Raw genomic sequence first — 12,266 nt, forward strand, 5'->3', positions numbered from 1 at the left:
CTCCCTGGGGGCCACCCCCACCGCCATGGCGAACATGGCGGCGGTGACACACCGCTACGGTCCGTCACCCCAGGCCTTCATCATCGTGCCGCTGGTGGCGGGTTTCTTCGTGGACATCAGCAACGCCGTGGTGATCCAGCGCTTCCTCAACTGGCTGGGCTGAAGCAGGAGTTGACCCGGAGGCTGCCGGTAGGGTGAGAGGTTGCAGCACAACCGCTCAGAGGTGACGAGATGGCGATTGCCATGGGGATCAACGGATTCGGTCGGATCGGGCGGCTGGTGTTTCGCCGCAGCTTCGAGATCGAGGGGATCGATGTGGTGGCGATCAACGATCTGATCGACCTCGAGTACATCGCCTACATGCTCCGCCACGATTCCACCCACGGCCGCTTCCGCGGCGAGGTGGAGACCCGCGACGGCCAGCTGATCGTCAATGGCAAGGCCATCCGGGTGACCTCCGAGCGAAATCCGGCGGACCTGAACTGGGGGGCCGTCGGCGCCGATGTGGTGCTCGAATCCACCGGTCTGTTCCTTACCGACGCCTCGGCGCGGGCCCACATCCAGGCGGGCGCGAAGAAGGTGGTGCTCTCGGCCCCCTCCAAGGACGACACGCCGATGTTCGTGATGGGGGTGAACCACCACACCTACGCCGGCCAGGACATCGTCTCGAACGCCTCCTGCACCACCAACTGCCTGGCCCCGATCGCCAAGGTGCTGCATGACAACTTCGGCATCCGCGACGGGCTGATGACCACGGTCCATGCCATGACCGCCACCCAGAAAACGGTGGATGGCCCTTCGGCGAAAGACTGGCGCGGTGGCCGCGGAGCCGGCCAGAACATCATTCCCTCCTCCACCGGCGCCGCCAAGGCGGTGGGCAAGGTGATCCCCTCCCTCAACGGCAAGCTCACCGGCATGGCCTTCCGCGTGCCCACCCCGGATGTGTCGGTGGTGGATCTCACCGTGAATCTGGAGCGACCCGCCAGCTACGAGGCCATCAAGGACGCGATGAAAGCGGCCGCCGCGGGGCCCATGGCTGGAGTGCTGGGCTACACCGAGGCCGAGGTGGTGTCGTCGGATTTTCTCGGTGAAACCTGCACCTCGGTGTTCGATGCCGGCGCCGGCATCGCCCTCACCGACACCTTCGTGAAGGTGGTGGCCTGGTACGACAACGAGTGGGGCTATTCCTGCAAATGCCTTGACCTCATCCGTCACATCAGCGCCTGAGGGGCTGGCGGATGCGGGGATCTGCGGTTGATTGAGCCCTGCAGGTCCCCTGCACCGCACCCCCCAATGGAGTTCCCCACCCTGCTGGTCCGGCGCGTGAGCCGCCCGCCCGGTCATGACCGGGCTCTGGTGCTGCGCAACCGCCAGGGCGGTGTGACGGGGGGCTATCACAACGCCAGGCTGCTCAACCCGGAGCAGACCCAGGCCCTGATGGCCGACCATCACTGGGATGTGGTTCCCGGGATGGACGACCGAGGCCGCTGATCCCTCAGCTGTGCAGCGACTGCATCAGGCTCTGGAGATGGCGGCTCTCGAGTTGCAACACCCTGCGGGCGAAATCGGGGTCACGCTCCAGCACCGCATCGAAGCCATCCACCGGCACCGCCAGCAGCCGGGTGCCCTCCTCCTGGGCCAGGATCGTGTTCTCCGAGGCGCTGTGGCTGAGCACCTCCAGCTCATCGAGCACCTGGCCGGGCTGGAGAGGCTCGAGGCGGACACCTCCGGCCTCCTGGTAGCGGACCTCTGCCCGCCCTGAGATCAGCAGCAGCAGTTCGCGGCAGGTGTCACCGGTTTCCGTGATCAGCTCCCCGGCGCCGAAGCGGCGCAGCTCCGAGACCGCCGCCAGCTGCTCCAGGCTGGCGTGGCTGGTGCCGCGGAAGAAATCGCTGGCGGCCAGGTGGACTCGCATCTCCAGTTCGGGTAGATCCTGGAGTTCGGGGACCGGCGCCGTCGGCGTCTGCAAGGCCCTGATCACCTCGGCCAGCGGAACCGGAGCGGCAGCTGGATCGAGGCCACTGGCCAGGAACCGGGCCCGGTTGAGATCGAGCTGCGCCAGCAGGAACAGGGCGGCGGCACGCAGCAGCGGTGTGCGCTCCTGCAGCAGATCTTCCAGGCTGGAGAGGGTGTCGGCGAGGGAATAGGCCGGCGGCTCATCCGCGGCGCCTTGGGGCTCCTGTTGCAGGAGAGCCAGCACCGACGGGGAGAGGTGTTGCTCCCAGTCGCCCTCAGCAAGCACGACAGGGAGGTTGACCGGCCTCAGGGCCTGCAGCCGGGCCGCCAACTTCAGCGCTTCAGGCTGCTCCTTCAGCTCTGCCAGCACGCTGAGCATGGCGCGCAAGCTCAGGTCCTGGCGTTGCAGCAGTGAATCGGCGAGCAGATCTCGCACCAGCGGCTGATCCTCCAGCACCCGCTGCAGCAGGCTTAGACGGGCCCGCCTGAGCTCGGAGAAGCGCTGCAGCATCGCCTCGAGCTTCTGCAGCGCACCAGTGCTGGGGGCGAGGCCTTCGAGCACGCTGGCCTCCTCATCGGGGCTGATCGAGTACTGGCTGCGCAGGTTGCGGATCACCTCGGGATCGGCCTGGCGGCTCTTGAGCAGCATCAGCCGCTCCAGGGATTTCTTGTAGCCGCTCAGGCGGATCTGATCCTCAAGGCTGCGGCGGCCGTCGGGATCGAGCAGGTCGGGGTTCTCCACCCCCACCGATTCGAGCAGCAGGCTGTGCTCTTCATCGGTGATGCCGATTTCCCGCCGCATCTGGCTCAGCACCTCCAGGCTGCTGGAGGCATTGGCATAGCCCTCCTGCAGGGCCTCCCGCACCACCTCCTTGTACACCTGCTGGCGCTTCTCGCGGGTGAAGCCCGGCAGCACCTTGGCGAGCACATACACCTCATGAGGGCTGAGGTCGGCCAGTTGGCGCCCATCGAGGTAGCGCCCCACATCGAGATCGAGCTTCTCCAGCTGGCGGCGGAAGCGGCTGGCCAGGTTCTCGCGCTGGTGCAGATCAGCGCTGCGCTCCCAGGAGCGGTAGAGCCAGAGGCTGCTCACCGCCACCACAACGGCATCGAAGAGGGTCTGCACCCAGGCGGGCAGCAGCAGCAGCAGCGGCCGGCCGGAGAAGAGAAAGAAGAAGTTGAACACCAGAAACGATGCCAGCACGAAGATCTGATGACGCCCGAAGCGGCCGCTGCGCTCGATCCAGCGGCCCACACGCACCCCCAACCAGGTGAAGAATCCGAGCACCAGCGGAACCGCCACCAGCCGGGGCACGTTCAGGCTCTGGCCGAAGAGGAACAGACCGGGCCGCAGCAGCAGCGACAACTGATCGCTCTGACGCAACCAGGCGCCTGAGAAGTAGTAGTCCCAGCTGCCGGCATAGAGGTAGTAGTAGAGGAAATAGCCCACCACCAGGCCCACGTAGGCATAGCGCTCGAAGCTGAACTCACGGCTGCTCAGCCGCGTCCAGTACATCCGCTCGGCGTCGATGTCGATGCAGGGCTGCTGGCAGGCCACGCAGGCACTCTGTTCACTGCCGTCGGGCAGAACGGTGCGGCACATCGACTGGGTGATCGGTTTCTCGCTCAGGTGGGCCTTGCTGCCGAGCAGGCCCGCCGGGGTGGAGTAGACGCTCTGCACAGGCGCCATCGGGCAGAAGTACTGGCACCAGGCCTTGCCGCCATAGAGCCAGCCCACGCTGATGGCGGCGGCAATGGTGAACAGCATCCAGCCGGCCAGCACCAGCCGGTCGGCGTTGAAGAAGAGGATCCGCCCGCAGAGGCCCACGAACAGCCAGCCGAACTGGAGCTGGGAGTAGTGACGAGCCAGCCAGGAGTCGTCGGCCACCTTGGCCAGTTGCTGGCGGCGGTCCCCTGTGCGCGGGTTGACCTTGGTGCGCTGACGCTGCCGGCCCAGGGCCCTGGGAATCTGGGAGAGGAAGGAGAGCGGGCAGACCCGGCGCCAGAGCTCGTGGCCGAAGAGCAGCAGGATCAGCACCGCCGCCGGCACCACGGCGCCCCAGAACAGCGTGGTGCCCAGGGGATAAGGGGCCTCGCTGAGGCAGACACCCTGCACCGGAACGCAGGTGTCGGGCAGGCGCAGGGGGCTCCAGGGGTGATCCACCTCGGTGAAGCGCGGCGTCCAGGGGTCGTAGAAGAGCGAGGCGATGATCAGCAGCCAGGCACTGGTGAGAATCCAGCGGATGCCATGCATCCGTGCCTCAGACACCTCAAAGGCCATCAGGCGGGGCCACACTGGCGCGAACCCTAGATGGATCGCCCTGACCCTGCCTGCCACCCGCCGCTGTCGTGTCCTGCCGGCCGTTCTGGGTCTGGCGCTGGTGGCCCTGCCGCCGCCGCTGCCCCGTGCCCTGACCCAACCGGCGGCGGCCACGATCCCCCTGCCGGAGCCCCAGGGGCAGACCCTGCTGCTGCAGAGCGCCGATCGCGCCGACTACGGACCGCTGGCGGAGCAGTTCCTCACCCAGGCCAACCTCACCTACTGCGGCGTGGCCAGCATGGTGATGGTGCTCAACAGCCTGGCGGTGCCGGCCCCGTCGGCGGCGGGTTACGGCAGCTACCGCTTCTGGACCCAGGAGAACGTGTTCGAGGCCGCCGCCACCCGGGCGGTGCTGAGCCCTGAGGTGGTGGCCCGCCAGGGGATGACCCTGCAGGAGCTGGGGGATCTTCTGGCCAGCCATGGGCTGCAGGCCCGGGCCATCCACGGCGATCGGCTGAGCCTGGCCCAGTTCCGGCTGCTGGTACGCAGCAATCTCGCTCAGAGCAGTGATCGCCTGCTGGTGAACTACGACCGCAAGGCGCTGGGCCAGGCCGGCGGCGGCCACATCTCCCCGCTGGCTGCCTACAACGCCGCCACGGATCGGGTGCTGATCCTGGACGTGGCCCGCTACCGCTACCCGTCGGTGTGGGTGCCCCTGACGGATCTCTGGCAGGCGATCCGCACCACCGACACCAGCTCAGGCCGCAGCCGCGGCGTGGTGGTGGTGCGGCGGATCTGAGGGCGGTACAACGCCTCTGTCTGCAACGCCACGGTCGGTGGCGACACGGCCTGTGCTGCGCCCGACGGCCCCTGCCCGCTTCCGGCTGAACCCGGAGATGCGGCTGCTCACCCTGCTGGGCGCACTCTGGGGTGCCGCCCTGATCCACACGCCGCCAGCCATCGCCGTGCCGCTGATCCCCGACTCGGCCAGCGGCGCGGGCTCTGAAGACGAGTCCTGGACTGAGGCCCCCAGGCCCGAGCGGCCGGCAACGGTTCCCCCCGTAGTCGCAGTGGGCGATCTTGCCCTCGAAGGGCAACCGCCGGGGCCTGGCGAGGCTGCCGCCAGACCCCCGGAGCCGCTGCATTACCCCCTGGCCCGCCCCGCCAGCGAGCAGGACCCCTGGGGCTGGCGTTACGCGAGCGCCCGCGGGGCCTGGCGCATGCACATCGGAGTGGATCTGATCGCGCCAGAGGGCACCGCCGTGCTGGCCGTGAACGGGGGCCGGGTGCAGCGGGTCGATGTGATTTCGGGCTACGGCCTCACGGTGCTGATCGACCACGGCGGCGGCTGGTCAAGCCTCTACGCCCACCTCCTGGAGGCCAGCGTGAGCCCTGGCGAGAGCCTGCGGGCCGGGCAGCCCCTGGGCCTGGTGGGCCAGAGCGGCAATGCCAGCGGCCCGCACCTGCACCTGGAACTGCGCCAACGGCAGCCTCGGGGACTGGTGGCGGTGGACCCCACACCGCTGCTGCCCGCGCCTCCCTCAGTTGGTCCCATCGCTGGCGACCTGCGCCCTTGAGCGCTGATGGCCAAGCCGTGGAGGGGCCCACAGCCCGAAGCAGGCAGCTCACCGCCGCCGCAGCCTCGAAGACGACTTCTGTCGATCATCAACGTTCAATGATCACTGGATTGAAACCAAGAAATCGCGCCACGAAACTCCTGCCCAGATAGACCTGGCAACATCTCAATGACCCGATCAACACAAGCGGCCATGGCTCAGCCTTAGGCTGGGAATCACCCTGGCAACAAGCGAATGCTGGCTTTGGTTCTGGCCTCCACCTTGAACGCATCCGTGGTCAAAGCCAATGCCGCGGGCTCCCCCTGCAGCATCACTCAGGAGGTGGTCGGGACGGCACCTTCGGACATTGTCCAGAAGATGTTTGCTCAGCATTTCGACGCTCCGTTGAACCGTGTTGATTGCCGAGACAATGGTCTCTGCTATCAGAAATGGGGCAAAGACTGCAAAAATGCCAACCTTTGAAGGGCACCCACTTCAGCCAGCCACTGGTCAAGCCGCCTCTGAGCCGATACCGTCCGGCGCAATTGGCTGGGTGGATCGATGCCTTTTCACGCTGTTTCTGCCGGTCGCGCCATCCCCCTGTTGCTCGGTGCAACCCTGGCCCTTGGGGCCACTCCCTGGCTGACTCCCGCTGCTGAAGCCAATCAAGCGGGCCAATCCCAGGTGCTTACTGCCATCCGCCAGGTATGGCCCGCTGCGCATCACGAGTCCGCCATCCGGCTGGCGCGCCTGGAGAGCGGCCTGTCCCCCACCGCCCGCGGCTGCGCCGGGGCCTGCCTCGGGCTGTTCCAGATCCACTACTCGGCCAACCGTCAGCTGATGGCCGCGATGGGCATCAGCACACCGGACCAGCTGCTGGATCCGATCGTCAACAGCACCGTGGCCTATCGCCTCTTCCGCGAGTCGGGTTGGAGCCCCTGGGGCGGTCAGCCCTGAGCGATGAATCATTCAGCGATCAGCAACTGACCTGATCCATCGATGCCCGACCAGGAGCGGCTGGACGACTTCCTCGAAGCCCTGGAGAAGGCCGGCAGCCCCGCCAGAAACCCTGCCCTTCGGGAGGCGCTCGGCTGGGATGACCCCCTCTATGAGGAGGTGAAGGCGGAACTGGGCTTCGAGGCCAAGCTCTGGCTCACGGCCGACAAGCTGCGCAACAACATGGACGCGGCCGAGTACAAGCACGTGGTGCTCGGCCTGATCTTCCTCAAGTACATCGCAGGCAGCTTCGAAGAGCACCGGGCCAAGCTGCTAGCCGCTTAAACTGAAAGTCCGCGCAAAATGCAACTTGGTGCAGAGCCAGGTGTTCTCCGAAAAGCTCAAGACCACCCTCAACGCCTACCACAACCGCGCCATCTCCACGGCCCAGGTGATCGAGAAGCTGATCGCCCTCGCCAAGGAACTCGATGCCGCCACCAAGCGCATTGAAGCCCTTGGCCTCACCGACGACGAAGTCGCCTTCTACAACGCCCTTGCCGCCAACGACAGTGCCGCGGCGGCCATGGGCGACGACAAACTCAAACTGATCGCCGCCGAACTGATCACTCAGGTGAAGAAGAGCCTGTCAATCGATTGGACTCTGCGCGAGAGTGCCCGCGCCAGGATCCGCGTGATGGTGAAACGCATCCTCAACAAATACGGCTATCCCCCCGATCTGCAGGACGTCGCGGTGAAAACTGTGCTCACCCAGGCGGAGCTGCCCTGCGCCGCCTGGGTGTGAGTGCCTCACATCGTGATCAATGTGCTCAGCACCGCTGTGGTGTTTGCTTTTCGTAGCTACCGTTGAGCTCATGAGCAAGAAGCACCGCCCATCGCCCGTCGAGACGATCGAGGAGATGCAGAACGATCTTCCCTACGACGAGCCGATCGACAAGAAAGACTACAAACGGGATCTCGAATCGCTCCAGATTGAACTGCTCAAAGCGCAACGTCACATCAAGGCGGTCGGACAGCGCCTGGTGATCCTGTTCGAAGGTCGCGATGCGGCGGGCAAGGGTGGATCGATCAAGCGCTTCCGCCAACATATGAATCCTCGCGGCAATGACCATGTGGCGCTGCCCAAGCCCAACGATGCCGAGGTGACCCAGTGGTACTTCCAGCGCTACGTCCCGCACCTGCCATCGGCGGGCGAAATCACGATGTTCGACCGGTCGTGGTACAACCGGGCCGGCGTGGAGAAGGTGATGGGCTTCTGCACACCCCAGGAGCACGCCCTGTTTCTCCGCCAGGTTCCCGGCTTCGAGCAATCACTCGTCGGCAGTGGGATCCTGCTCTTCAAGATGTGGTTCACCGTGTCGCAGGCCCGCCAGAAGCTGCGTTTCGACGACCGGCGCAAGGATCCCCTCAAGCAGTGGAAACTCTCGCCCATCGACGAGGTGAGCGTGGCGAAGTACAGCGCGTACACTGAAGCTCGCAACGAGATGCTGCTCGCCACCGACACCCTCGTGGCGCCATGGACGATCGTCAACTCGAATGAGAAGAGGCGGGCCCGTCTCGGCGCCATCCGCAGCGTCCTCCACGCCCTGGAGTACGAGCACAAAGACCACGACGTCGTCGGTGAGCCCGATCCTCGGGTCGTGCGTACGGCCCATTCGGTGTTCATCGACAACTGAGCTGGCCGCCTCGCGTCGGGAAGACGCCACCGCGCCGGAGCACAGGCAGGCCCATGCCGTTCAGCGGTTTGTCCTTCAGCCAAGGAGTGTGAGACGTCTGGGGCACTCATTGAGTGCTGCCGCCACACCCCCTTGGCCACCCGCGCCGTCTACTCCTTCACCGGCTTCCCCAGCACCCCCGAGCGCCATCTCTATCTCCACCACGACGGCTACCCCACCGGCGCCGCCTGGCGCTTCGCCACCGCCCTGCGCCACAACCACGAGGCCTCAGCATTCCTTACCTCCTTCCTGATCACCCAGCCCAGGGCGGAAGTGCTCAGCAGCGCGGAGCAGTCCGCCGATGCCGAGTACCGCTACCAGGTGCGGCTGCTGGAGCGCACCGCTCCCTGCCTGCAGGTGAGGTGCTGGCGCCGGCTGCCGGGGGGCTCCAGCTGGCAGCCCCGTTGCCGGCCCATGGCCCTGGCTGTGTTCATCCAGCGCTTCCTGCCCGGGGAGCTGCTGTGATCAGACCAAGCGAGCGCTCACAGCGCCGCAGGCCCTCGGCGCAGTCGCCCCGCATCAGCAATCCCGAGCCGCCCCAGAGCAGCCGCTGCGGCAGATCGAGGGCTCCCGCGCCCAGCTCCCGCACGGGCTCGAAGCCCAGCCGGCGGAAGTAACGCACCAGGCGACGGTGCTGGTGCTCGTCGTCGCGGATGGCGAGCAGCGCGGCGCGGCGGCAGGGGGTGTGCTCCAGCGCCCAGGCGAAGGTGGCGGCCCAGATCAGCGGACCCACCAGGGCAGCGGCCGGCTCTCCGCGCGGCAGCTGGATGCGCAGGGTGTCGAGATGGAGGCCGCCCGGCAGAGGAATCGCCCAGCCCTTGAGGTCCCCCAGCAGCTGGGGGCCGCCCTCGGGGCCGCGGCGGGCCACCCCCACCCGCAGCCCCCGCAGCGCCGCGGGCCCGCTCACCTGCAGACGCAGCAGCAATCCCCGCGACGCTCCCCACGCCTCCAGCTCCGCCAGATGGCTCATGCGGGGAACGGCTCCCAGGCCAGCACCGCCGCCAGCGGCAGAGGCCCCCGGATGTGGGGGAAGAGCTCGCCGCTGCCGGGGGCCGGCTCCTCCACCACGGCGATGCCGGCCGTCGCCAGGCGCCGGGGATCGATCGTGAGCAGCAGCACATCGTCCGCATCGGCGTAAAAGCGCTGGTGAGTGGCTTCGAGCTGATGGCTGTGGCTGGCGTGGATGAAGCCCACGTCCTCCAGGCTCAGGCCGCGGCTGGAGCGGCGGTAGACCCCATGGCTCCTGGCGGCGCGCCATTCCGGGGCCAGGGCCAGGTGATACAGCCAGCGCGGCGAGCGCCAGGCCGCTCGCGGGGCCCAGGGCGGGGCCATCACCGCCGTCAGCTCGGGGCTGGCGAGGAACCGCCCCAGCCACGCCTGCACCTCCGTCAGGCCCGCCGCGGCCTCGAACCCCTCCGGATCCGCCAGGCGGAACTGGCGCACGAACGGCAGCAGGGCCAGATCCGCCAGGGAGGGCCGATCCCCCAGTTGCGGCAGCTGGGCGTTCCAGTCGCGCAGGATCGTCAGGGCCGCCGCCCGATGCTCCTCGGGATCGGCGCCGGGGTAGCGGCCGGAGTACTTGAAGCGGTCGAGGTGGTGCTTGAAGGGACCGTCATTGCTGGCAATCAGCGCCTCGATCAACGCCCGCTCGGCCGCGTGGCCCGGTGTGTCGGCCCGCCTCAGCAGATCGCCGGGGTCGTGGTACTCCAGGGCCCAGCGCATCACCGCCAGGCTCTGATCGATCACGGAGCCAGCTCCATGGCTCTGGCCTGCTGAGGTGCCATCGGCTGGCAGCACCAGCACCGGCACCGTGCCCTTCGCGGAGGCCTCCAGCAGCTCCGGGGGCTTGGCCTTCAGGTTCAGCTCCCGCATCTCCAGATCACGGCCGGGCCGCACCCCCGCCGCCGCCAGGGCCAGCCGGGCCCGGATCGCATAGGGGCAGCGGCGGAAGCTGTAGAGGATCGGCCGTTCCGCCATGGGCACCTACAGCACCCCCCGCTCGATCTCCTCGAGGTACAGGAACTCGGGCGACTTCACCCCCGCCCGCTTGCGGATCGCCACCAGCTCCTCGGATTCGAAGAAGGCGCGGGCCCGCTCCAGCGAACTCCAGGCGGAGAAATGCACCAGCGTGTCCGCCACGGCAAGGATGGCACGCACATGGGGCACAGACCGCTTCACCAGTGCGTCCCATCCTTGCGGCTGAAACTCCAGCCGCCATCCAGCTCCCTGGCCTGCAGGTCGTCGTCGGGATAGTCGATCTGATCGCCGGGGGTGCGATCGCCGATCTCCAGCAGGATCACCGTCTCGGCGCCGCGGTTCACCAGGTGGTGCGCATTGCCCCGGCCCGCCGCGAAGCCCGCCGCCATCCCCGGGGCCAGCTCCAGTTCCCCCTCGTCGCTGATCAGGGTGGGATGCCCCTGCAACACATAGACGAATTCATCCTGGAGGCTGTGGGCATGGCGCAGGGCCGTGCAAGCGCCCGGGGGCAGCAGGGTCTGGTTCACACCGAACCGGCTCAGGCCAAACAGGTCGCCCAGCACCCGCTTCTCCCGTCCGGCCAGCCGCGCCGCGAAGGGGGCCGGATAGGCGCTGGCCCGCTGGCGCGGCGGCACCGCGCTCGCCAGCACGGCCCTGGGCTTCAGGTCGGGCTCCACCCAGCCGCGGCGGGCGTCCACCGACCACAGCCGCTCCGGCGAGTAGGCCGCCAGGGGCCAGGCCGGATCTGCCAGGGGGGAGGCCAGCAGCCGCTCCAGTGACACCGGCAGCGGCAGCTCCTGATGGCGCGCCTGGTGAGCGTCCACCGCCCGCAGGAACCAGCGGGTGAGGGTCTCGTGGTAACCGGAGCTGTCGCTGTTCGGAGTGCCGGTGGCCTCGTTGTAGGCGCGGATCCGCTCGCGCAGATGGACCAGGGCCTGGTCATGGCCCCAACGGCGCAGGCTCACCAGCGCCACCAGCAGGTGGGCCTGGTGGGTCCAGTGCTGGCGGGGCATGCTGGCGGTCTCAAACGCCTCCACGACAGCCTCGATGGCCTCGGGCGTCGACCACGACGCCACCACAGACGGCATCACCGGATCGGCCATGGGCCCCTTCAGCTGGTGAACACCTGGGCGATGTGAGCCTGGCCCCGCCGCTCAGCCAGCTCCACCTGGCGCTGGCGTTCCACCAACTGGGCGCGGCGCTCCGGGGTGAGACCATCAACGCAATGGCGGCAGCTCACCCCCGTCCATTAGGTCGCCAGCGCTCGGTCGCTCGGCGAGAGGGGCATAAGGCAGCCGTGGCACAGGCTGTGCTCACCGGGCTCCAGCTGGTGATTCACAGCCACCCGCTGAGCGAACACGAAGCATTCGCCCCGCGATTGGCTGCCCAGCTCCGGCACCAGCTCCAGATAGCGCAGGATGCCGCCTTCGAGGTGATGGACCCCGCCAAAGCCCTGGTCGATCAGGTGAGCAGTGGCCTTCTCGCAGCGGTTGCCACCGGTGCAGAACAGCGCCAGGGCCTGGGGCGTGCGCTCCGCCACCAGGGGGCGCAGCACCGAGTCCACCCAGTGAGGGAAATCAGCGAAGCGCTCCAGGCCCGGATCGATCGCCCCCTCGAAGCTGCCCAGCGCCACCTCATAGCTGTTGCGGGTGTCGATCACCAGGGTGCCGGGATCGCCGATCAGGCGGTCCCACGACGTGGGCGCCACGTAGGTACCCACCCGCTCGCTGGGGCGGGCTTCAGGGCGGCCCAGGGTCACGATTTCGGGCTTGAGGCGCACCTTGAGCCGATGAAAGCCGGGCCGCTCGCTCCAGCTGAGCTTGGCCTCCAGATCCGCCAGGCGTGGAT

General features: G+C 67.7%; 17 protein-coding genes. 10 read left to right on the plus strand and 7 right to left on the minus strand.

Translation table 11 applies throughout. From position 1 onward, the window contains the following. Positions 1-231 precede the first annotated feature (231 nt). Both gap and KBY78_RS11135 read left to right on the plus strand, forming a co-directional pair. Entirely contained in the window at positions 232-1,227 is a 996-nt protein-coding gene (gene gap / locus KBY78_RS11130; RefSeq protein WP_006170879.1) for a type I glyceraldehyde-3-phosphate dehydrogenase, read from the plus strand. Between the two features lie 66 nt (positions 1,228-1,293). Then, the gene (locus KBY78_RS11135; RefSeq protein WP_006170878.1) at positions 1,294-1,491 is read left to right on the plus strand and encodes a hypothetical protein; all 198 of its coding nucleotides are present in this window, start codon (positions 1,294-1,296) and stop codon (positions 1,489-1,491) included. Positions 1,492-1,495: 4 nt separating this feature from the next. Here the strand turns inward: KBY78_RS11135 and KBY78_RS11140 are convergent, their stop codons facing one another. After that, positions 1,496-4,237 carry a cyclic nucleotide-binding domain-containing protein gene (locus KBY78_RS11140; protein WP_255143642.1) on the minus strand — a complete coding sequence of 914 codons (2,742 nt, stop codon included), beginning with the start codon at positions 4,235-4,237 and terminating at the stop codon, positions 1,496-1,498. A gap of 100 nt (positions 4,238-4,337) precedes the next feature. On the opposite strand from KBY78_RS11140, the gene KBY78_RS11145 reads away from it, so the two are divergent. The 8 genes from KBY78_RS11145 to KBY78_RS11180 all read left to right on the plus strand — a co-directional run bounded on the left by KBY78_RS11145 (position 4,338) and on the right by KBY78_RS11180 (position 8,906). Beyond that, the gene (locus KBY78_RS11145) at positions 4,338-5,015 is read left to right on the plus strand and encodes a phytochelatin synthase family protein (protein ID WP_255143643.1); all 678 of its coding nucleotides are present in this window, start codon (positions 4,338-4,340) and stop codon (positions 5,013-5,015) included. Between the two features lie 37 nt (positions 5,016-5,052). Beyond that, positions 5,053-5,793, plus strand: a complete 741-nt coding sequence (locus KBY78_RS11150; protein WP_255143644.1) for a M23 family metallopeptidase — start codon at positions 5,053-5,055, stop codon at positions 5,791-5,793. 234 nt (positions 5,794-6,027) lie between these two features. Next, positions 6,028-6,255: a hypothetical protein gene (locus KBY78_RS11155; protein WP_255143645.1), complete on the plus strand. Its 228-nt coding sequence runs from the start codon at positions 6,028-6,030 to the stop codon at positions 6,253-6,255. 78 nt (positions 6,256-6,333) lie between these two features. After that, entirely contained in the window at positions 6,334-6,729 is a 396-nt protein-coding gene (locus KBY78_RS11160; RefSeq protein WP_255143646.1) for a transglycosylase SLT domain-containing protein, read from the plus strand. Positions 6,730-6,771: 42 nt separating this feature from the next. After that, complete coding sequence (locus tag KBY78_RS11165; protein ID WP_255143647.1) at positions 6,772-7,053, plus strand: type I restriction-modification system subunit M N-terminal domain-containing protein; 282 nt, start codon at positions 6,772-6,774, stop codon at positions 7,051-7,053. Between the two features lies 1 nt (position 7,054). After that, positions 7,055-7,510, plus strand: coding sequence for a type I restriction enzyme endonuclease domain-containing protein (locus KBY78_RS11170; protein ID WP_255143653.1), 456 nt, complete (start codon positions 7,055-7,057; stop codon positions 7,508-7,510). 70 nt (positions 7,511-7,580) lie between these two features. After that, on the plus strand, positions 7,581-8,402 hold the full coding sequence (ppk2, locus tag KBY78_RS11175; RefSeq protein WP_006170870.1) for a polyphosphate kinase 2: 822 nt from the start codon (positions 7,581-7,583) through the stop codon (positions 8,400-8,402). A 132-nt stretch (positions 8,403-8,534) separates the two neighbouring features. Further along, the gene (locus KBY78_RS11180; RefSeq protein WP_255143648.1) at positions 8,535-8,906 is read left to right on the plus strand and encodes a hypothetical protein; all 372 of its coding nucleotides are present in this window, start codon (positions 8,535-8,537) and stop codon (positions 8,904-8,906) included. On the opposite strand, the gene KBY78_RS11185 is transcribed toward KBY78_RS11180, so the two are convergent. The 6 genes from KBY78_RS11185 to KBY78_RS11210 all read right to left on the minus strand — a co-directional run. Next, a complete protein-coding gene (locus KBY78_RS11185; RefSeq protein WP_255143649.1) occupies positions 8,872-9,411 on the minus strand; it encodes a hypothetical protein in 540 nt (179 codons plus the stop codon). The two genes, KBY78_RS11180 and KBY78_RS11185, sit on opposite strands and share 35 nt — an antisense overlap. Continuing rightward, complete coding sequence (locus KBY78_RS11190) at positions 9,408-10,418, minus strand: DUF952 domain-containing protein (RefSeq protein WP_255143650.1); 1,011 nt, start codon at positions 10,416-10,418, stop codon at positions 9,408-9,410. The genes KBY78_RS11185 and KBY78_RS11190 overlap by 4 nt, the downstream gene beginning before the upstream one ends. Positions 10,419-10,424: 6 nt before the next feature. Then, on the minus strand, positions 10,425-10,619 hold the full coding sequence (locus KBY78_RS11195) for a hypothetical protein (RefSeq protein WP_006170866.1): 195 nt from the start codon (positions 10,617-10,619) through the stop codon (positions 10,425-10,427). Beyond that, a complete protein-coding gene (locus KBY78_RS16295) occupies positions 10,616-11,521 on the minus strand; it encodes a cupin domain-containing protein (RefSeq protein ID WP_315856662.1) in 906 nt (301 codons plus the stop codon). Before KBY78_RS16295 ends, KBY78_RS11195 begins: the two co-directional genes overlap by 4 nt. A gap of 8 nt (positions 11,522-11,529) precedes the next feature. Beyond that, positions 11,530-11,658, minus strand: a complete 129-nt coding sequence (locus KBY78_RS11205) for a hypothetical protein (protein ID WP_255143651.1) — start codon at positions 11,656-11,658, stop codon at positions 11,530-11,532. A 9-nt stretch (positions 11,659-11,667) separates the two neighbouring features. Next, positions 11,668-12,266: rhodanese-like domain-containing protein (locus KBY78_RS11210; RefSeq protein WP_399215759.1), on the minus strand; the 599-nt coding region annotated here is incomplete at its 5' end.

Source organism: Synechococcus sp. EJ6-Ellesmere (assembly GCF_024345875.1).
Taxonomy (GTDB): Bacteria; Cyanobacteriota; Cyanobacteriia; order PCC-6307; family Cyanobiaceae; genus Regnicoccus_A; species Regnicoccus_A antarcticus.